18 protein-coding genes are annotated in these 18,385 nt (G+C 69.2%); 6 read left to right on the top strand and 12 right to left on the bottom strand.

The features are described 5' to 3' along the window. Positions 1-41: 41 nt before the first annotated feature. Genes AC07Q9_RS09450 through mltG form a run of 4 tightly spaced genes read right to left on the bottom strand, consistent with a single transcriptional unit; the run spans position 42 to position 3,143 of the window. Positions 42-425: a PilZ domain-containing protein gene (locus tag AC07Q9_RS09450; RefSeq protein ID WP_062472893.1), complete on the bottom strand. Its 384-nt coding sequence runs from the start codon at positions 423-425 to the stop codon at positions 42-44. Beyond that, a complete protein-coding gene (locus tag AC07Q9_RS09445; RefSeq protein ID WP_095947640.1) occupies positions 422-1,444 on the bottom strand; it encodes a DNA polymerase III delta subunit-related protein in 1,023 nt (340 codons plus the stop codon). The genes AC07Q9_RS09450 and AC07Q9_RS09445 overlap by 4 nt, the downstream gene beginning before the upstream one ends. Next, positions 1,441-2,112 (bottom strand): dTMP kinase, encoded by a 672-nt coding sequence (gene tmk / locus AC07Q9_RS09440; RefSeq protein WP_495309961.1) that lies wholly within the window; start codon positions 2,110-2,112, stop codon positions 1,441-1,443. Before tmk ends, AC07Q9_RS09445 begins: the two co-directional genes overlap by 4 nt. Positions 2,113-2,117: 5 nt before the next feature. Then, positions 2,118-3,143 carry an endolytic transglycosylase MltG gene (gene mltG / locus AC07Q9_RS09435; RefSeq protein WP_159271839.1) on the bottom strand — a complete coding sequence of 342 codons (1,026 nt, stop codon included), beginning with the start codon at positions 3,141-3,143 and terminating at the stop codon, positions 2,118-2,120. 138 nt (positions 3,144-3,281) lie between these two features. On the opposite strand from mltG, the gene ygfZ reads away from it, so the two are divergent. Continuing rightward, a complete protein-coding gene (gene ygfZ / locus AC07Q9_RS09430; RefSeq protein WP_492696201.1) occupies positions 3,282-4,208 on the top strand; it encodes a CAF17-like 4Fe-4S cluster assembly/insertion protein YgfZ in 927 nt (308 codons plus the stop codon). A gap of 148 nt (positions 4,209-4,356) precedes the next feature. After that, positions 4,357-5,286: a hypothetical protein gene (locus AC07Q9_RS09425; RefSeq protein ID WP_495308951.1), complete on the top strand. Its 930-nt coding sequence runs from the start codon at positions 4,357-4,359 to the stop codon at positions 5,284-5,286. Positions 5,287-5,304: 18 nt separating this feature from the next. Here AC07Q9_RS09425 and AC07Q9_RS09420 read toward each other — a convergent pair whose 3' ends face one another. Genes AC07Q9_RS09420 through AC07Q9_RS09410 form a run of 3 tightly spaced genes read right to left on the bottom strand, consistent with a single transcriptional unit; the run spans position 5,305 to position 8,020 of the window. Then, positions 5,305-6,189, bottom strand: coding sequence for a YbgC/FadM family acyl-CoA thioesterase (locus tag AC07Q9_RS09420; protein ID WP_095745275.1), 885 nt, complete (start codon positions 6,187-6,189; stop codon positions 5,305-5,307). After that, positions 6,186-7,100, bottom strand: coding sequence for an alpha/beta hydrolase (locus AC07Q9_RS09415; RefSeq protein WP_495309959.1), 915 nt, complete (start codon positions 7,098-7,100; stop codon positions 6,186-6,188). The genes AC07Q9_RS09420 and AC07Q9_RS09415 overlap by 4 nt, the downstream gene beginning before the upstream one ends. 50 nt (positions 7,101-7,150) lie before the next feature. Next, positions 7,151-8,020 (bottom strand): 2-keto-4-pentenoate hydratase, encoded by an 870-nt coding sequence (locus AC07Q9_RS09410; RefSeq protein WP_495308949.1) that lies wholly within the window; start codon positions 8,018-8,020, stop codon positions 7,151-7,153. A gap of 63 nt (positions 8,021-8,083) precedes the next feature. Between AC07Q9_RS09410 and gbd the strand changes: the two genes are divergently transcribed. Beyond that, positions 8,084-9,220 (top strand): 4-hydroxybutyrate dehydrogenase, encoded by a 1,137-nt coding sequence (gene gbd / locus AC07Q9_RS09405; protein WP_495308947.1) that lies wholly within the window; start codon positions 8,084-8,086, stop codon positions 9,218-9,220. A 29-nt stretch (positions 9,221-9,249) separates the two neighbouring features. Here gbd and AC07Q9_RS09400 read toward each other — a convergent pair whose 3' ends face one another. The 5 genes from AC07Q9_RS09400 to AC07Q9_RS09380 all read right to left on the bottom strand — a co-directional run bounded on the left by AC07Q9_RS09400 (position 9,250) and on the right by AC07Q9_RS09380 (position 15,704). Then, a complete protein-coding gene (locus AC07Q9_RS09400) occupies positions 9,250-10,236 on the bottom strand; it encodes a tripartite tricarboxylate transporter substrate binding protein (RefSeq protein ID WP_495309956.1) in 987 nt (328 codons plus the stop codon). 95 nt (positions 10,237-10,331) lie between these two features. After that, entirely contained in the window at positions 10,332-11,408 is a 1,077-nt protein-coding gene (locus AC07Q9_RS09395) for a phospholipase (protein ID WP_495308946.1), read from the bottom strand. Positions 11,409-11,448: 40 nt separating this feature from the next. Continuing rightward, positions 11,449-13,824, bottom strand: coding sequence for a Tex family protein (locus AC07Q9_RS09390; RefSeq protein ID WP_495308944.1), 2,376 nt, complete (start codon positions 13,822-13,824; stop codon positions 11,449-11,451). A gap of 79 nt (positions 13,825-13,903) precedes the next feature. Then, positions 13,904-14,818 carry a sensor histidine kinase gene (locus tag AC07Q9_RS09385; RefSeq protein ID WP_495308942.1) on the bottom strand — a complete coding sequence of 305 codons (915 nt, stop codon included), beginning with the start codon at positions 14,816-14,818 and terminating at the stop codon, positions 13,904-13,906. Positions 14,819-14,909: 91 nt separating this feature from the next. Further along, entirely contained in the window at positions 14,910-15,704 is a 795-nt protein-coding gene (locus AC07Q9_RS09380; RefSeq protein WP_489056814.1) for a LuxR C-terminal-related transcriptional regulator, read from the bottom strand. Between the two features lie 380 nt (positions 15,705-16,084). On the opposite strand from AC07Q9_RS09380, the gene AC07Q9_RS09375 reads away from it, so the two are divergent. The 3 genes from AC07Q9_RS09375 to AC07Q9_RS09365 all read left to right on the top strand — a co-directional run bounded on the left by AC07Q9_RS09375 (position 16,085) and on the right by AC07Q9_RS09365 (position 18,263). Further along, positions 16,085-16,777 (top strand): hypothetical protein, encoded by a 693-nt coding sequence (locus tag AC07Q9_RS09375; RefSeq protein WP_489056813.1) that lies wholly within the window; start codon positions 16,085-16,087, stop codon positions 16,775-16,777. A 78-nt stretch (positions 16,778-16,855) separates the two neighbouring features. Beyond that, positions 16,856-17,905 carry a hypothetical protein gene (locus AC07Q9_RS09370; RefSeq protein ID WP_495308941.1) on the top strand — a complete coding sequence of 350 codons (1,050 nt, stop codon included), beginning with the start codon at positions 16,856-16,858 and terminating at the stop codon, positions 17,903-17,905. Positions 17,906-17,924: 19 nt separating this feature from the next. After that, positions 17,925-18,263 carry a hypothetical protein gene (locus AC07Q9_RS09365; protein WP_489056811.1) on the top strand — a complete coding sequence of 113 codons (339 nt, stop codon included), beginning with the start codon at positions 17,925-17,927 and terminating at the stop codon, positions 18,261-18,263. Positions 18,264-18,385: the final 122 nt, after the last annotated feature.

Below are 18,385 nucleotides of genomic sequence, written 5' to 3'. Positions count from 1 at the left end.
TCCGGAGTTCCGCGTCACGGGGACGGCGGCGGAGAAAGAACTCAGATGGTCTGGGTCGGGCGGTCGGAGGCCATGGAGCCGCCGAGCGCGGCTTCGATGCGCGCCTTCAGCTGGCGCGACTTCTCGTCCGAGGGAAAGCGCACGCCGACGCCCGGCGCCCGGTTGCCGGCGGCGCGGGCCGGCGTGATCCAGGCGACCTTGCCGGCGACCGGGTAGCGCTGCGGGTCTTCGGGCAACGTGAGCAGCACGTAGACGTCGTCGCCCAGCCGGTATTCGCGCGTGGTCGGAATGAAGATGCCGCCCTCGGCAAACAGCGGGATGTAGGCCGCGTAGAGCGCGCCCTTTTCCTTGATGGCGAGCTGGATGACGCTCGGCCGGGCGGGCGTGGCAGACGAAGCGGCGGCGGGAGCGACAGGTTGGTTCATGGGCGGCGAGCGGCAGAGTTTAGGGTGCTTCGCGCCTCGCTCACAAGCGCTTCGAGCATGAGGCCGGCGTTGAACGGGTGCTCGGCGGTCCGCGCGGCGGCGGCGAGCGACTTCGACCAGCGCGCCAGCGCCAGCTTGTGCGGGGCCGGCGGCAGGTCGGCCGCATCGAAGAATCGGGGTTCGGCGCCGTGGCCCACGGCCATGAGGTCGTGGCAGAGCTTTTGCAGCGAGACCACGGCCTGGGCCGGCGCCTGGTCGGCCAGCGCGCCCACGTCGCCGCGCGATACCGCCTTGGGCAGCAGCGACCATGCCTTGGGCGACTGGCCCGAGCGCGCCAGCCGCAGCGCGTCGCTGGGCCGTCCGCCCGCGGCACGCAGCAGCTGCGCGGCGTCGGCGGCAGGCACGTCTTGCGCCACCAGCCAGGCCTCGGCCTCGGCGGTTTCGGGCCACGGCAGCGTGAAGCCCAGGCAGCGGCTGCGGATGGTCGGCAGCAGTTGCCACGCGGCCTCGCTGGCGAGCACGAAGCGCACGTCGCCGACGGGTTCCTCGAGCGTCTTGAGCAGCGCGTTGGCCGTGATGGTGTTCATGCGCTCGGCCGGATACACGAGCACGACCTTGCCGCGGCCGCGCGCGCTGGTGCGCTGGGCAAAGCCGACGGCGTCTCGCATGGCTTCGACGCGGATCTCGCGGCTGGCCTTGCGCTTCTTGTCGTCGATGTCGGACTGGGCCTTTTCGTCGAGCGGCCAGCCCAGTTCCTGCATCGCGACCTCGGGCATCAGCACGCACAGGTCGGCATGGGTGCGGACCTCGATGGCATGGCAGCTCGCGCAGTGGCCGCAGGCGGCACCGCCCTCCTCCACCGGCTGTTCGCACAGCCAGGCGGCGGCAAGCGCCAGCGCGAGTTCGTACTGGCCGATGCCCGACGGGCCTTGCAGCAGCCAGGCATGGCCGCGCTGGCGCAGCAGCTCGGCCAGCGGCTGGCGCAGCCACGGGGTCAGTGTGTTCACCGGCTCGCTCATCGTGCGGCTCCCTGCGCGGGCGACAGCACGCCGCGCGCCACCAGCGCCGTGTCGATCTGCTGCCAGACCTGGTCGCGGGCCTGGCTCGCGTCGATGCGCACGAAGCGCGACGCATCGGCGGCGGCGCGGTCCGCATAGCCCTGCGCCACGCGGCGGAAGAACTCGACGGGCTGGGCCTCGAACTTGTCGGGCACGCGCGCGCCGGCCAGGCGCTGGGCGGCGATCTCGGGGGCCAGGTCGAACCACACGGTCACTTGGGGTTGCAGCAGTTGCGCCGCCGGCAGACCCGCCCGGCCCGCCTGCACCCACTGTTCGAGGGTGGCCAGCACAGCGGTGTCGAAGCCGCGTCCCGCGCCCTGGTAGGCGAAAGTGGCGTCGGTGAAACGGTCGCACAGCACAACCTCGCCGCGCGCCAGCGCCGGTTCGATGACCTGGGCGATGTGGTCGCAGCGCGCCGCGAACACCAGCAGCGATTCGGTCAGCGGGTTCATCGGCTGTTCGAGCACCAGCTCGCGCAGCGTCTCGGCCAGCGGCGTGCCGCCGGGTTCGCGCGTGCGCACCACGGTGCGGCCCTGCGCCTTGAAGCGGGCTTCCAGCGCGTCGAGGTGGCTCGACTTGCCCGCGCCGTCGATGCCTTCCAGCGTCAGAAACAGACCGCCATTGCTGATCGAACTCATTGGGTCGCCTTGGGTTGGGAGCTGCTGCCACCGCCTCGCTGGTAGCGGTTGACCGCGCGGTTGTGGTCGTCGAGCGAGCTGCTGAACTGGCTCGTGCCGTCGCCGCGCGAGACGAAGTACAGCGACTTGCTCTGCGCCGGCTGCACGGCCGCCAGCAGCGCGGCCTTGCCGGGCATGGCGATCGGCGTGGGCGGCAGGCCGCCGCGCGTGTAGGTGTTCCAGGGCGTGTCGGTCTGCAGGTCGCGCTTGCGCAGGTTGCCGTCGAAGGCGGTGCCCATGCCGTAGATCACGGTCGGGTCGGTCTGCAGCGGCATGCCGATGCGCAGCCGGTTGGTGAAGACGGCGGCGATCTCCGCGCGGTCGTTGGCCTTGCCTGTCTCCTTTTCGACAATGCTGGCCAAAATAAGCGCCTCGTCGGCCGATTTGAGCGGCAAATCGGCCGCGCGCGCCGCCCAGGCGGCCTCGAGCTTCTTGTCCATGGCCCGCATGGCGCGCTGCAGCAGCGCGATATCGGTCGAGCCCTTCGAGTAGGTGTAGGTGTCCGGGAAGAAGCGGCCTTCGGGGTGCAGGCCCGGCTTGCCCAGCGCGGCCATCAGCGCGTCTTCGCTCATGCCCACGCTTTCGGGCTTGAGCTGTTCGGCCTTGGCGAGCGCGGCGCGCACCTGGCGGATGTTCCAGCCTTCGACCAGCACCACGCTGCGCGTGGCTTCCTCGCCGCGCACGAGGATGTTGAGCAGCAGCTTGGGCGTGACACCGCGTTCCAGTTCGTAACTGCCAGCGCGCATCTGGCGGTCCTGGCCCGAGACACGGAACCACAGGTACAGCAGCTGTGGCTGCACGTCGACGCCGGTGTCGGCCACGGCCTGCGCAATGCCGCGCGGCGTGGTGCCGGGCTCCACCGACAGGTCGACGCTGGGCGTCGGCAACTTGAGCGGCTGGTGCACCCACCAGAGACCGGCGCCGCCGAGCGCCAGGACGGCCAGGGCCACGAGCAGGAAGAGCGTGAGGAAGAAGCTGCGCACGAATCCGAGGAAAAGACGGAGGAAGAAAAAGGGCTGGCAAGCAGATGGACACCGACCCGCGGGAACGGCCGGCCCCGTCGCTGCGACGGGGAATCCCTGCCGCCCCGAAGGAACAGGCACGGCCATGATAATTCAGCGATGACCACAGTCGTTCTCAACGGGGTGAGCACCTTGCCCCACCTCGGCGTGATCCGCGCCGAAGGCCCCGATGCCGCCAGCTTCCTGCACGGCCAGCTCACGCAGGATTTCTCACTGCTCGGCGCCACTGAAGCCCGCCTGGCGGCGCTCTGCACGGCCAAGGGCCGCGTGATCGCCAGCTTCATCGGCATCCGTCCGCAACCCGAACTCATCCTGCTGGTGTGCAGCCGCGACATCCTGGCGGCCACGCTCAAGCGCCTGTCGATGTACGTGCTGCGCGCCAAGGTCAAGCTGACCGACGCCACCGAGCAGTTCGCGCTGCACGGCGTGGCCGGCACGGCCCTGACCGCCAACGGCCTGGACGCGGCCCTGCCGCCCGGACGCCGCACGGCCATCGGCGAAGACATCAGCGTGGTGTCGCTGTACCCGGCCGACGGCGTGCCGCGCGCGCTGTGGATCGCGCCCACCGACCAGAAGGCGCCCGTGGGCCCGACGCTCGACGCCGCCCTGTGGCCCTGGAGCGAGGTGCGCAGCGGCATCGTCACGCTGACCACGCCGGTGATCGAGGCCTTCGTGCCGCAGATGATCAACTACGAGTCGGTGGGCGGCGTGAACTTCAAGAAGGGCTGCTACCCCGGCCAGGAAATCGTGGCGCGCAGCCAGTTCCGCGGCACGCTCAAGCGCCGCACCTACCTCGCGCAGACCGACGCCCCCCTGGCCGCGGGCCAGGAGGTGTTCGCCGCCAACGACGCCGAACAGCCCGTGGGCACCGTGGCGCAGGCCGCGCCCGCGCCCGATGGCGGCTGGTCGGCGCTCATCTCGATCCAGATCGCTGCGCTCGAGGCCGGCGGCCTGCACGCGGGGGCGCCTGGCGGACCGGCGCTGTCGGTCGAGCCGCTGCCCTACCCGCTGCTCGAAGACATCTGATTTCCCCTGCGTCCCTGCCTTCTTTCCGGGGGCGCTTGGCGCTGTCTCACCGACAGCGCCATTTTTTTTTGCGCGACGCTTAACCCCGTTCGCGAGGCCCCGCCGTAGAAGCCTGCATCGATCCACTCCTGGCAAGGAAGCCACCATGATGCAGCGCAGACTTCTCCTCACCACCGTCCTGGCCCTGACCGCGCTGTCGGCGGGGGCGGAAAGCCCGATGCGGCCGTACCCCTCCGGCGCCAGCCGCATCGGCGGCCTGATGAACATCAGCATCGTCGACCGCACGAGCGGCGCCGAGCTGCCGATCTACCGCCATCGCGGCGAGTACTGGGTGGCCGGCCGCCCCGGCGCGCGCTATGCGATCCGGGCGCGCAACGCGATGGGCGAACGCATCATGGCCGTGATGTCGGTGGACGGCGTCAACGTCGTCACCGGCGAAACCGCCGGCGTCGGCCAGAACGGCTACGTGTTCGGCCCGCGCGAGCGCAGCGACATCGCGGGCTGGCGCAAGAGCGATTCGCAGATCGCGGCCTTCGAATTCGCTGCCGCCGGCAATTCCTACGCGAGCCGCACCGGCCGCCCCGACGACGTGGGCGTGATCGGCGTCGCGATGTTCCGCGAACGCCGGCCGGAACCGCCGCCACCGGTCGTGACGCCCTATCCGTCGCGCGACGAATACAGCGGCGGCAACAGCAGCCGCGAACGGCGCAGCGAGGCGCCGCCGGCACCGTCGTCGATGGGCGATGCGCGCGCCAAGGCGGCCCCACCCGCAGGCAGCGCCGGCAATGCCGACATGGCCGCCGAGTCGTCGGCCAGCGCCATGGCCCGCCAGTCGGCGCCCAGCCCGAGCCTGGGCACGGCCCACGGACGGCGCGAGACCTCGTACGTCGGCAAGACGACCTTCGAGCGCGCCAGCTCGCAGCCCGACGAGGTGATCCGCATCCGCTACGACAGCCGCGAGAACCTGGTCGCCGCGGGCGTCATCCCGGTGCCGCAGCGCTGGCCGCGCCCGTCGGGCCCCTCACCCTTCCCGGACTCGGACCCCGGTTACGTGCCGGACCCGCCGGCCCGCTACTGACCGCAGGCGCTGCGGCACTCAGCGCAGCGCGCGCCGCATCTCGATGTGCGCAATGCCGGCTTCCTCGAAAGGCTGGCCGTGCACTGCGTAGCCGAGCCGCGCATAGAAGCGCTCGGCGCTGCGCTGCGCATTGAGCGCCACCTCGCGGTCGCCGCGCGCGCGGGCCGCGTCTTCGAGCGCCTGCACCACGGCCGCGCCGTGGCCGCCGCTGCGCAAGGTGCGGTGCACCGCCATGCGGCCGATGTGCGAGACGCCATCCTCGGCGGGTAGCAGTCGGCCGGTGCCGATGACCTGACCGAGCCGGTTGCGCGCCACCGCGTGCAGCACGACCGCGTCATGCGCGTCCCACTCCAGCTCCTTGGGAATGTTCTGTTCCTCGATGAACACGGCGCGGCGCAGCGCGCTCGCGCCTTCGCCGAGCGTGGCCCAGTCGCCGGTCTCGACGGTGCGCATCGGCTCGCCGGCCTCGAAGGCCGTCAGCGTCTCGCGCAGGGCCGCGGGCACCGGCTTCGAGGTCTGCGTGGCCGGGTCGGCGAACACATAGACGAGTTCGCAGCCCACCAGGAACTCGTCCTGGCGGAACAGCCCGCCCTGGAAAATGATCGACGAGTTGCCGATGCGCGCGCACTTCATGCCCACGTCGATCACGTCGTCCATGCGGGCCGAGGCGCGAAAGTCGATGGTCGCCTTGCGCACGTACAGGTCGCCGCCCAGCGAATGCATTGCCTCTTCGTACGGCAGCGCCATCGCGCGCCAGTAGTCGGCGATGGCGGTGTCGAAGTACATCAGGTAGTGCGCGTTGAAGACGATCTTCTGCATGTCCACCTCGGCCCAGCGCACGCGCAGGCGGTGGAAGTAGTGGAAGTCCTCGCGGCGGACCGGGGTGTTGTTGTTCTCGCTCATGGGTTCAATGCCTCTTTCAGTGCGCGGGCCGCGTCGTTCTGCGCCTGCAGCGCTTCGGGAATCGCGCGGCCCATCTTGATGAATTCGTGGATCACGCCACGGTAGATTTCCATGTCGACCGCCACGCCCGCGGCGCGCAGTTTGTCGGCGTAGGCGATGCCTTCGTCCACCACCGGGTCGGCCTCGGCCAGCCCGATCCAGGCCGGCGCCACGTCGTCGACGTCGTCGGCCAGCAAGGGCGCGAAATGCCAGTCGTCGCGGTCGGCGGGCGTGTTCACGTACTGGGCGAAGAAGAAGTCGATCATGGCCTTGGTCAGCAGCGGGCCGTCGACATGGCGCCGGTGCGACTCGGTGTCCTGGTGCGCGGCCATGCCGGGGTAGATGAGCAGCTGCAGCGCCACCGGCAGGCCGGCATCGCGCGCCAGGATCGCGCACACGGCCGCCAGCGTGCCGCCCGCGCTGTCGCCGCCCACCGCGATGCGCGTGCCATCGAGGCCGAGGCTCGCGCCTTGCGTGGCGACGAACTGGAAGGCATCCCAGGCATCGTTCGACGCGGTCGGAAACTTGTGCGCGGGCGCGAGCCGGTAGTCGACCGACACCACCGCGCAGCCGCTCTTGAGGCTGAGCACGCGGCACAGCGTGTCGTGCGTGCGGATGTTGCCGACCGTGAAGCCGCCGCCGTGAAAGTACACGAGCACCGGCAGCACGTCGGCCGACGGCGCATACAGCCGCGCGGGCATGGCGTGGCCGTCGCGCGCGGCGATGTGGAAGTCTTCGATGCGCGCCAGTCCGGGCTTGGGCACCTCGAGCACGCCCGCGCCTTTTTCGTACGAGGCCTTGGCTTCGTCGGGCGTGAGCTGGTCGAGCGGCGGATGGCCCGCGCGCGCCATGCGCTCGACCACGCCGGCCATCTTCGGAGTGAGTGCGGGTTGCGCGAGGCGGTTCGCTGTCGTGGTCGTGCTCACTTGAAAGACACCACCACCGGTTGCATGCGCGACAACCCTTCGTAGCTCACCACCACCGTTAGCCCGGCCTTGGGTGGCAGCAGCGGCGAGAACGAGCCCAGGCTGATCAGGTCGCCCGGCTTGAGCGCGATGCCTTCCTTGGCGAGCGCACCGGCCAGCCACACCACCGCGTTGAGCGGGTGTTCGAGGATGTCCGATCCCTTGCCGGTCGCCAGCTCCTTGCCCTGCCCGTCCTTCATGACCACGCGCATGTCGCGCAGGCTTTCGAGCATCCAGGCCTGACCGTCGGTGGTCGTCGGCACATCGACCGGCAGGCCGCGCACGCCGAGCCGCGCACCGACGTTGATCGCCGCCACGCCCGGGCCGTTGAGCTTCGACGGCGTCTGCACCGCGAGGTCGGGCAGCTCGATGAAGGGAATGAGCTGGTCGATGTTGGTCAGCACCTCGGCCGGCGTCTTCGCCTTGTGGATGTCGGCGCTCTTCACGCGCACCAGCATGTCGGCCTCGAACAGTGGCCGCGCGCCGAAGGCCGCGTCGACCACTGCGCCGGTGTCGAGCAGCATGCGCTGGTAGAGCACGCCCCACACCGGCTGGTCGTAGTTGAAGCGCTTCTGCACCGCGGGGTTGGTCAGGCCCGCCTTGTAGCCGACCACGTCACCGAGGTTGCGCGCATGCAGCACGTTGAGCTTGGCGCGCGTGCAGGCCGCGTCGGCTTCGTCGAGGTTCTCGATGTCGGCGGCGGGCGTGCGCGCCGCCTGCGCGGCAGCGAAGTCGGCCATCTGGGAGTCACTGAGGCAGGCGGCCTGGGCCGAGACGGCCAGCAGTGAGCCGAGCGCGACACACGCAAGGGTTTTGTTGATGGGCAAGAATGTCCCCTCTTGTTAGATTCGAACGGTCAGCAATCGTACTGCCCTCGGGCGTTCCCCCTCATGGCCCTCATCCAATACCTCACCCAGATCCAGTTCGAATTCGGCGCCATCCAGCTCCTGTCGAGCGAGTGCGCACGCATCGGCATCAACCGCCCCCTGATCGTCACCGACGCCGGCGTGCGCGCGGCCGGCCTGCTGCAGAAGGCGCTCGACGCCATCGCCGATCTCGAGGTCTCGGTGTTCGACCAGACGCCGTCCAACCCGACCGAGGCCGCGGTGCGCGCCGCCGTCGAGCTCTATCGCAGCGGCCGCTGCGACGGCCTCATCGCCGTGGGCGGCGGTTCGGCCATCGACTGCGCCAAGGGCGTGGCCATCGCGGCCACGCACGAAGGTCCGCTCAAGACCTACGCCACCATCGAAGGCGGCTCGCCCAAGATCACCGAGCGCGCGGTGCCGCTCATTGCCGTGCCCACCACCAGCGGCACCGGCAGCGAGGTGGCGCGCGGCGCCATCGTGATCGTCGACGACCACCGCAAGCTGGGCTTCCACAGCTGGTTCCTGATGCCCAAGGCCGCCATCTGCGACCCCGAGCTCACGCTCGGCCTGCCGCCCCGGCTCACGGCCGCCACCGGCATGGACGCCATCGCGCACTGCATGGAAACCTTCATGTCGGCCGCGTTCAATCCGCCGGCCGACGGCATCGGCCTCGACGGCCTGGAGCGCGCCTGGGGCCACATCGAACGCGCCACCAAGGACGGCAGCGACCGCGAAGCGCGCCTGAACCTCATGAGCGCGTCGATGCAGGGCGCCATGGCCTTCCAGAAAGGCCTGGGCTGCGTGCACTCGCTGAGCCACAGCCTGGGCGGCGTTGATCCGCGCCTGCATCACGGCACGCTCAACGCCCTCTTCCTGCCGGCGGTGATTCACTTCAATTCGGGCGCCGAGTCGGTGCAGAAAGAACAGCGCCTGCAGCGCATGGCGCAGGCCATGCACCTGGATTCAGCCGGTGATCTCGGCCATGCGATCCGCGACATGAACGCGCGCCTGGGCCTGCCCGCTGGCCTGGCCGAAGTGGGCGTGACGCCCGCGATGTTCGAACAGATCATCGACGGCGCCATGGCCGACCATTGCCACAAGACCAACCCGCGGCTGGCCACGCGCGACGACTACAGGGCGATGCTCGAAGCGTCGATGTAAGTCCGCCGGCGGCGACGATGATCGCCGCTTTACTCCAGCTTGACCCCCGCCGTGCGGATCACCTTGCCCCACTTGGTGGTCTCCGCGGCAATGAAGGCATCGAACTCCTCGGGCGTGCTGCCCGCCGGGAAGGTGCCCATGGCATCGAGCTTGGCGCGCGTCTCGTCGCTCTTGATGATGCGCGCCACCTCCTCCGACATGCGCTTGACGATCTCGCGTGGCGTGCCCGCCGGCGCCAGCATGCCGGCCCAGGTGCTGCCGGTGAAGCCCGCGAAGCCCTGTTCGATGAAGGTGGGCACGTCGGGCACGGCCGGCAGGCGCTTGTCGCCGGCCACGCCGATCAGCCTCACCTTGCCGGCCTTGCCCTGGTTGATGAGGCCCGTGGGCGCGTCGAAGAACAGCTGGATCTGCCCGCCCATCAGGTCGGTCAGTGCAGGCACCGCGCCGCGGTACGGGATGTGGATCATGTAGGTCTGCGTGAGCGACTTCCATAGTTCGCTCGTGAGGTGCGCGGCCGAGCCGTTGCCCGAGGAACCGAAGCTGATCTTGCCGGGATGCTTGCGTGCGTAGTCGATGAGCTCGCGCGCGGTCTTGAACGGCGCGTCGTTGTTGACCGCGGCCAGCAGCGGCGACACGCCCATGAGCGACACGCCCACGAGGTCCTTGCGCGGGTCGTAGGGCAACTTGGGGTACAGCGTGGTGTTGGCCGTGTAGGCCGCGATGACGACGCCGAAGGTGCTGCCGTCGGGCGGGGCCTTGGCCACGGCATCGACGCCGATCAGGCTGTTGGCGCCGGGCTTGTTGTCGATCACCACGGGCTGGCCGAGCCGCGTCTGCAGGCCGACTTGCACCAGCCGCGCCATCTGGTCGGTGAAGCCGCCCGGTGTGTAGGGAACGACGATGCGGATCGGCTTGTTCGGCCACGCGCTTTGCGCGAAAGACGGTACGGCGAGGCTGGCTGCGGCGGCGGCCGTGGCAAGGGAAAAACGGCGGCGGGAGAGCGTGGCGTGCGGCATGGTCGGGAACCCTTCGGATGGCATGGATCGGACCATTCTCGAAGCGCGCTCCTGCGCCGGCGCTCAGGGTTTGTCCCCGACGGGACAAGCTGGGCTCAGAGCGGCAGGATGTCGCGCGAACGCCCGTCGTCACCGAGCCAGGCCTCGAACTCATCCGACATCCGCGTCGCCTCGCGCGTGGCTTGGCCCCAGGCCGCGATGCGGGCCTGCGCGTCGTTCGCGAAACGGATGAAGTCCTTGCGGTCGGGCAGTTTGCCGTGTGGCAGCGTCTTCACCCATTCGGGGTTGGGCGCGAGCACCACCATGCGGTCGAGAAAGCGCGTCGACTTGTGGCGCCAGCGCAGCCCCTTGTCGAGCCAGCCCGGCACCACGGCCTGCTGGAAGTGCGGGTACAGCACGATGCCTTCGTCGGCCGGCTGGTAGTCCAGGTGCAGGTGGTAGTCGGTGATGCCGCCGTCCCAATAGGCGCCGCGCGGCGCGCCCGGAATGTCGTGCACCGCCGCCAGCAGGAACGGAATGGAGCACGAGGCCTGCAGCACCCGGTTGAAGTTGGCCTCGCTCAGCGCGTGCTGGCGCGTGCGGAAGTCGGTCGTGCCGAAAGGCAAGGCCGCGCCGGGCGTGGAGAACACGCAGCGCTCCAGCCAGGCCCCCAGGCTCTTGCGGTGCAGGCTGTTGCTCGCGAAGGCGCCCAGGTAGCCCACCGGCGTCCGCGCCCTGCCCTCGCGCCCCAGGATGTGGCGCCCGCGCGAGGTCACCACATGCAGCCGGTAGCGCGCATGGCCCAGCACCTCGCCGATGCGCCCGCCATAGAAGGTGTCGAGGCTTTCCGCGAAGCGCTCGCTGAGCTGGTGCGGGCTGAGCCGCTTCTGGCCCGGCGGCACTTCGAACTGCTGGCGCACGTAGTCGTGCTCGAAGCGCCCGAAGGCCGCCTCCGGGTCCGACAGGCAGGCCGTCGCCAGCCGCCACGCGCCGATCGACGCGCCCACCAGGTCCACCGGCTGGCTCGACTGCGTGAGCCAGCGCCCGAAGATGAAGCGATCGAGCGGCCCGAGGATCAGCCCCTTGGGCCCGCCCGCCGCGCCGGGGATGGTGCGCACGTCCTGCGGGCGCAGGCCGTGCTGCTCGATGTGCTGGCGGGCCGCGGGGCCGGCGTAGATGCGCAGGGCTTTCATGCCGGCGATGTTTGCAAGAAACGCGCGGTCCGCGGGTGGGTTACTTGCGCAGCCCTTGCAGCTTGGCAAACGCACTTGCCATCTGCCCCGCCGGCTGCGGCGAGTTGTCGCGCCGGCCTTGCTGTTGCTGCCCGCGCCCTGCCCCTTCGAAGCGGTTGTCGCGCGGGCCGTCGCGGCGCGCGGGCGCGGCGTCGAGCTTCATCGACAGGCCGATGCGCTTGCGCGCCACGTCGACTTCCATCACCTTGACCTTGACGATGTCGCCGGTCTTGACGACTTCGCGGGCGTCGTTGACGAACTTGTGGCTCAGCTGGCTCACGTGGACCAGGCCGTCCTGGTGCACGCCCAGGTCGACAAAGGCGCCGAACTGGGCCACGTTGCTCACGGTGCCCTCGAGGATCATGCCCTCGGTGAGGTCGGAGATGTCGTCCACGCCGTCGTTGAAGCGCGCCACCTTGAAGTCGGGGCGCGGGTCACGTCCGGGCTTCTCGAGTTCGCCCAGGATGTCCTTGACCGTGATGACGCCGAACTTCTCGTTGGCGAACAGCTCGGGCTTGAGCGTCTTGAGCATGTCGGCGCGGCCCATCAGCTCGGCGATGGGCTTGCCGGTCTTGACGATGATCTGCTCGACCAGCGGATACGTTTCGGGGTGCACGCCGGTGATGTCCAGCGGGTCGGCGCCGTCGCGGATGCGCAGGAAGCCGGCACTCTGCTCGAAGGCCTTGGGGCCGAAGCCGGTCACGTCGAGCAGCTGCTTGCGGGTGGAGAACGCACCGTTGGCTTCGCGCCAGCGCACCACGGCCTTGGCCACGCTGGCCGACAGGCCGGACACGCGGCTGAGCAGCGGCACGCTCGCAGTGTTCAGGTCGACGCCCACCGAGTTCACGCAGTCTTCGACCACGGCCTGCAGGGTGCGCGCGAGCTCGCTCTGGTTCACGTCGTGCTGGTACTGGCCCACGCCGATGCTCTTGGGGTCGATCTTCACGAGCTCGGCCAGCGGGTCCTGCAGGCGGCGTGCGATGGAGGCGGCACCGCGCAGGCTCACGTCGACATCGGGCATTTCCTGCGAGGCGAATTCGCTGGCGGAATACACCGAGGCACCGGCTTCGCTGACCACGACCTTGTCGACCGTCATTTCGGGCGCACCGGCCTGCGCGGCCATCTTGGCCAGCAGCTTGATGAGGTCGCCGGCCAGCTTGTCGGTCTCGCGGCTGGCGGTGCCGTTGCCGATGGCGATGAGGTTCACGCCGTGCTTGGCGCAGAGCTTGCCGAGGGTGTGCAGCGAGCCTTCCCAGTCCTTGCGCGGTTCGTGCGGGAACACGGTGGCGGTTTCGACCAGCTTGCCGGTCGAATCGACCACGGCCACCTTCACGCCGGTGCGGATGCCCGGGTCCAGGCCCATCACGACGCGGCGGCCGGCGGGTGCGGCCAGCAGCAGGTCGCGCAGGTTGTCGGCGAACACCTTGATGGCGACTTTTTCGGCGTCTTCGCGCAGGCGGGTGAACAGGTCGCGCTCGGTCGACAGGGCCAGCTTCACGCGCCAGGTCCAGGCCACGCACTTGCGCAGCAGGTCGTCGGCCGGGCGGGCCGCGTGGCTCCAGCCCAGGTGCAGCGCGATCTTGCCTTCGGCGATGCTGGGCTTGCCCGGCTCGGGTTCGACGGGCAGCACGAGCTTGGCGTCGAGCACTTCGAGCGCACGGCCGCGGAACACGGCCAGGGCGCGGTGCGAGGGCACGCGGCCGATGGGCTCGTCGTAGTCGAAGTAGTCGCGGAACTTGGCGATGTCGGCGTTGTTTTCGTCCTTGCCGCTCATCAGGCTGGACTTGAGCAGGCCTTCGTTCCAGAGCCATTCGCGCAGGCCCTGCACGAGCACGGCGTCTTCGGCCCAGCGCTCGGACAGGATGTCGCGCACGCCGTCGAGCACGAGCGGCACGGTCGAGAAATCGGGGCCCGGCTTGCCGTCGTCCAGCGTGGTGGCGGGCTGCAGGAAGGCCTGGGCTTCGGCGGCGGGGTCGAGCATGGGGTCGGCCAGCAGCTTGTCGGCCAGCGGCTCGATGCCGAATTCGCGGGCGATCTGGCCCTTGGTGCGGCGCTTCTGCTTGAACGGAAGGTACAGGTCTTCGAGTTCCTGCTTGGTGGGCGCGAATTCGATCGCGGCGCGCAGCTCGGGGGTCAGCTTGCCCTGCTCGTCGATGGCCTTGAGCACCGCCACGCGGCGGTCTTCAAGTTCGCGCAGGTAAGACAGGCGGGCTTCCAGTTCGCGCAGCTGGATGTCGTCGAGGCCGCCCGTGACTTCCTTGCGATACCGGGCAATGAATGGAACCGTGGCGCCTTCGTCGAGCAGGTCGACGGCGGCCTTCACCTGGTGCTCGCCGACCTTGATTTCAACGGCGAGCTGGCGAATGATTTTCTGCATGTCTTGAGCGCGTCCCTGGCAAAGCGCGGAAGTTTGCCATAGGCGAAGAGGCGTCCCGCCGGGCACCCCCACGGCATGGTTACAACGTGCTCTCGGCCTCTGCGGCGACCGCCGTCGGCGGCAGCACCTCACCGGGCATCACGAGCCGGATGCGCAGCCCGTGCGGCGCCACGTCCATGACGGCCAGCTCGCCGTGCAGGGCATCGGCGCGCTCGCGCATGCTGCGCAGTCCCTTGCCCCCGGGCTCACCGGCCGCCCCATCCAGGCCGCGCCCGTCGTCCAGCACTTCGAGCATCAGCCCGTGTGAACGTTCGCGCGGGCCGAAGCGCACTTCCACGCGGGTGGCCTGCGAATGGCGCAGCACGTTCGACAAGGCCTCCTGCGCGATGCGACACAGTTGTATCGCGGCCTCGGACGAGAGCGGCGGTGCCAGCACCACATCCTGCACATTCCACACGAGCGCGATGCCCAGGCGGTCGAACGCCGGTTGCAGCCTGTAACGCAAATGGCCCAGACGCTCGCCGATGCTGGTGTCGGCCTGGTCGTCGAGGGAGTCGACCGTCATCTGCAGCTCCAGCAGGCAGGCCTGCAGGGCCATCGACAGCTCGCGAGCGTCGGCGGAGCGCGGGTCGTAGCTGGCCATGAGCGCCACCAGCCGCGAGCCGACGCCGTCATGCAGGTCGCTGGCGATGCGGCGGCGCTCGGCAAGCACAGCCTGCGTCTGGCGGTACCGCACGAGGCGGCGCCGCGTGAGATACCACGTGCCGACGATCATGCAGAGCACGGCGATGTTGACCCCCTGCAGGGCCCAGAAGGCGGCCGGCACCTCGGTACCCAGTGTGGTGATCGCCGAGGTCGCGCGAATCACCTGCCCCACCACCGGCGTCAGGTGCAGCGCGCAGGCCAGTCCGACCCACAGCAGCAGCCGCCGGCGCGAGGCACGGGGCCACAGCCAGATCAGGAGCACGCACCACGCAGCGATGGAAAGCCACACGAACTGGTCCTCCAGGAAATACGGCGGGAGCGGGGACGCCGGCGCGGGCATGGGTGGCTCCGCTGCGAACGCGGCGCGCCCGAAGCGCGCCCTAGAGCAGCCCCCGGTGCGAGGCGAAGCTCACGGCCTGCGCGCGGGTGTGGGCGTGCAGCTTGCGGTAGATGTTCTTGACGTGTGCGTTAACCGTCTGGGCACTGATGGTGAGCTGCAAGGCGATCTCTTCCGTCACATATCCCGTGGCTACAAGTCGCAACACTTCGCGCTCCCGTGCCGACAAGGTGGCCTTGCTGTCCGGCGGGCGCACCGGACTCGCATTGGAGCGCTGGTGGTCCAGGTGCACGAGCAGCCGGCGTGCCAGCCGGGGCGTGATGGCGGCCCCGCCGTTGACCACCTGCAGCACAGCCTGGGCGTAGCTCTGGAACCAGGCGTTCTTCACCAGGTAACCCGAGGCGCCGAGCTCGAAGGCATGCAGCACCTGAGGCTCGTCTTCCAGCGCGGAAATGACGATGATCTCGGCGGCGCTGCGGTGTTTCTTGGCCTCTTCGATGAGCTCGAATCCGCTGCCGTCTCCGAGGCGGATGTCGACCATGAGCACATCGAACTCATGCTGCATCAGGAGGCGCCGGCCCTCGCGCAGGGAGCCGGCCTGGCCTTCGAGCTGGATGCGCAGATCGCCCAGCAGTTCCTGGGCGATGACACGGCGGACAAAGGGGTCGTCGTCGACGAGCAAGACACGAACGGGCTTGGTTTCCTGACCCGTGAGGTAGTCAGGCCACGGCAGGGTATCCGCCGAGGGGGCCAGGAGCCCACCAAACTGGCCAGGATTGGAGAACTTCCTAGCACCGCCACCGACATCGGTCAATGAAATGTCAAGCTCGTTTTCCATTTACGTCCCCTTGTCACAGAAATAAGTCGCGACTTCGTGAACAAAAGTTAATCGATTTCTACTCTTTTTTTGGTTCGCGGCTTTTTTGATTACCTTGGTTTCGTCTGGTTGCAATATTGCCAGATTGTGAACGAAAGTGATAGTGGCTCCGAGGGGAACCCTGCGGAAAACCGGCTCCCTGCCGGTACCGGAAATGGCTGCGGACATTGCTTTCGCCATAGCCTTGCACTACCCAGCCTGAGGCATTTTTCGATCCCTTCCCCCCGCTGAAACTGCATCCCGGTCGCAACGGAATCCATTCAATCCGTGCTCGCTGACCGTTAGCTGATGGCCGGATTCCCCGGCGATCGGGTTCGTTTCAACACTATCGAGGAAGCATCATGAAGAAGACTCTTATCGCCATGGCAGTGGTTCTCGTGGCTGGCATCGGGACTGCAACCGGTAGCAGCGTGGCGCTCGCCGTCACCAACACCACGACCGGCTCCTCCAGTTCGGCGGGCTCGGTTGCCGCCAGCTCCGGAACGGGCAGCGCACTGAGCTACAACGCAGCCAACTCCAGCTCGTCGGCCACGGCCAACGCAGCGGGCGGCGCGGCGGGCAATGCCTTCCTGCGTGTGGGCGGCGCCACGGCAGGCGGCACGGCAACGACCCAAGGCAGCGTGACCAGCGTGGCAGCAACGACCGGCAACGGCGTGGCCGCAGGCGGTGCGAACGCACAGGCCAATGCAACGTCGGCTGCCAATGCCAACTACGCTGGCGGCGGTGCGAATCCGGTGAGCGGTTCCGCAGGCGGCGCAGCGGGCTCGACCACCAACAACACGGCGGCAACGGCTGCAGGTCCTGGCGGCGGTCTGGCTGTGGTGACACGCACCTCGGGCACGACGGCTGGCTACAACGCCACTTCCGGTGCTGTGAACGGCGTGGTCAACGGCACGACCACTTCGGCCACGGCAGGTTCGACCGGCGGTTCGACCGGCGTCGTCAACTTCCACCTCGGCAACGCAGCGACCTTCAGCAACGGTGGCGGCACCGCTGGCGGCGCGATCGCTGGCGCAACCGCCAACGCTCCCTGAGCGATCCGGTAGATCGGTTGTTGGACCAGAAACGGGGAGGGGCACGCCCCTCCCCTGCTTCCCAAAGGAGTCGAAAAAATGAAAACATTGATTGCCCTGACCTTGCTGGGCTTGTCCGCGGGCGCCTTGGCGCAAACAACGGCGGGTGGCGCCAACAACCAGTCGCAGAGCTCGGCCACCACCAACGCCCAGGGCAACACCCAGGCGGTGAACTTCAACAGCTCCGCCCCCTCGGATGTCACCTCCCGAGCCACGGTGGACAGCAACAGCACACAGAACATCAACAACACGGGTGCGACGACCAGCGTCGTCGACTACCGTGGCAGCTACACCGTCAAGAACGTGCCGTCCGTGAGCGGCCCGAACCTGACGACCAGCAATGACACCTGCATGGGCAGCACGAGCGCCAGCGCCAACGGCCCCGGGGTCGGCCTGAGCTTCGGCACCACCTGGACGGACGAACACTGCAAGCGCCTGAAGATGAGCCGCGAGCTCTGGAACAAGGGCATGAAGGCAGCGTCGCTGGCCATGGACTGCATGGACCCGGCGGCCCAGGCCGCGCTGGAGATGACCGGCTCGAAGTGCCCGCAGTCGATGACCGCCGAAGAACGTGTGAGCGCGTTCGGACCTCAGGCATCAGGCAGCGGCGCACCGGTGGCGGCACGTCCGGCGGTGGCTGCGCCCGTGGCCGCTGCACCGGCACCTGTGCCCGCGCCTGCACCGGCGGCGCCTGTCGCTGTCGTGGCACCCGCCCCCGCGCCGGCGCCCGTTCCAGCTCCGGTGGCCGTCGTGCCGCAGCCGGTCGCCCCAGCGCCGGCAGCGCCCGTGGCGGCGGTGCCAGTGGTCGCGCCCGCGCAGGAACAGCCGGCCGTGCCCTCGCCGGTGACGGCGGCGCCGGCCCTGGAAGCCGCACCGCTGCCCGCGCCGATGGAGCCGGCACCGGCCCCGATCGCGGCCGTGCCGGAAGAAGGCGCCATGGCCACGGCCGAACCCGCCCCGGTCGCCAGCGTCACCGCGGCACCGGTCGAGGCCGCCCCGCAGCCGGACATCCTGGAAGCGCGCATCACGCGCCGCCTACCGGCCGACGCGACCGACGAGGTGGCTGCCGCCCCAGCCGACGCGCAATGAGGTCCGCCTGGAATCCATCATGAACACCAGGACCCTCTTCCTCTGGGTCGCCGCCTCCTGCGTGGCCACGGCCTCGGTGGCCGCCACGCCGGTCATCCGCATCGAGCGGATGCCCATGGGCAGCGGCCTGCAGAACGCCAGCGGCACGGAGAACGCCGAGCCGGTGGGCGACTACGGCGTCTGGCACGTGCCGCAGTACATGCCGGGGTTTCCGACCTCGGCCACCATCTGGCCGCGCGTCGTGATCATCCAGTGCAACGTCACGCGGTGCAGCGGCTACGAGGTCACGCCCGAACTGGGCCGGGGCGAGTACCTGTTCTTCCGCCCCGCCGAAGACAGCAGCGTCGGCCGCAAGTAGAAAAACAGACGTCGACTTTTCGAACGCCGCGGCGCCGGGCCCGCAAGGTCCCGGCCTGTCTCTTCTCCACATCTCCGAGCCCACGAGACGGATTATGGAATCTGGGGGGGGGGGGGTTTTTT

This window comes from Variovorax sp. GW821-FHT09A10, assembly GCF_059418385.1.
Note: the sequence above shows the minus strand (reverse complement) of the source record. Positions and strands in the feature narration are given on the sequence as shown.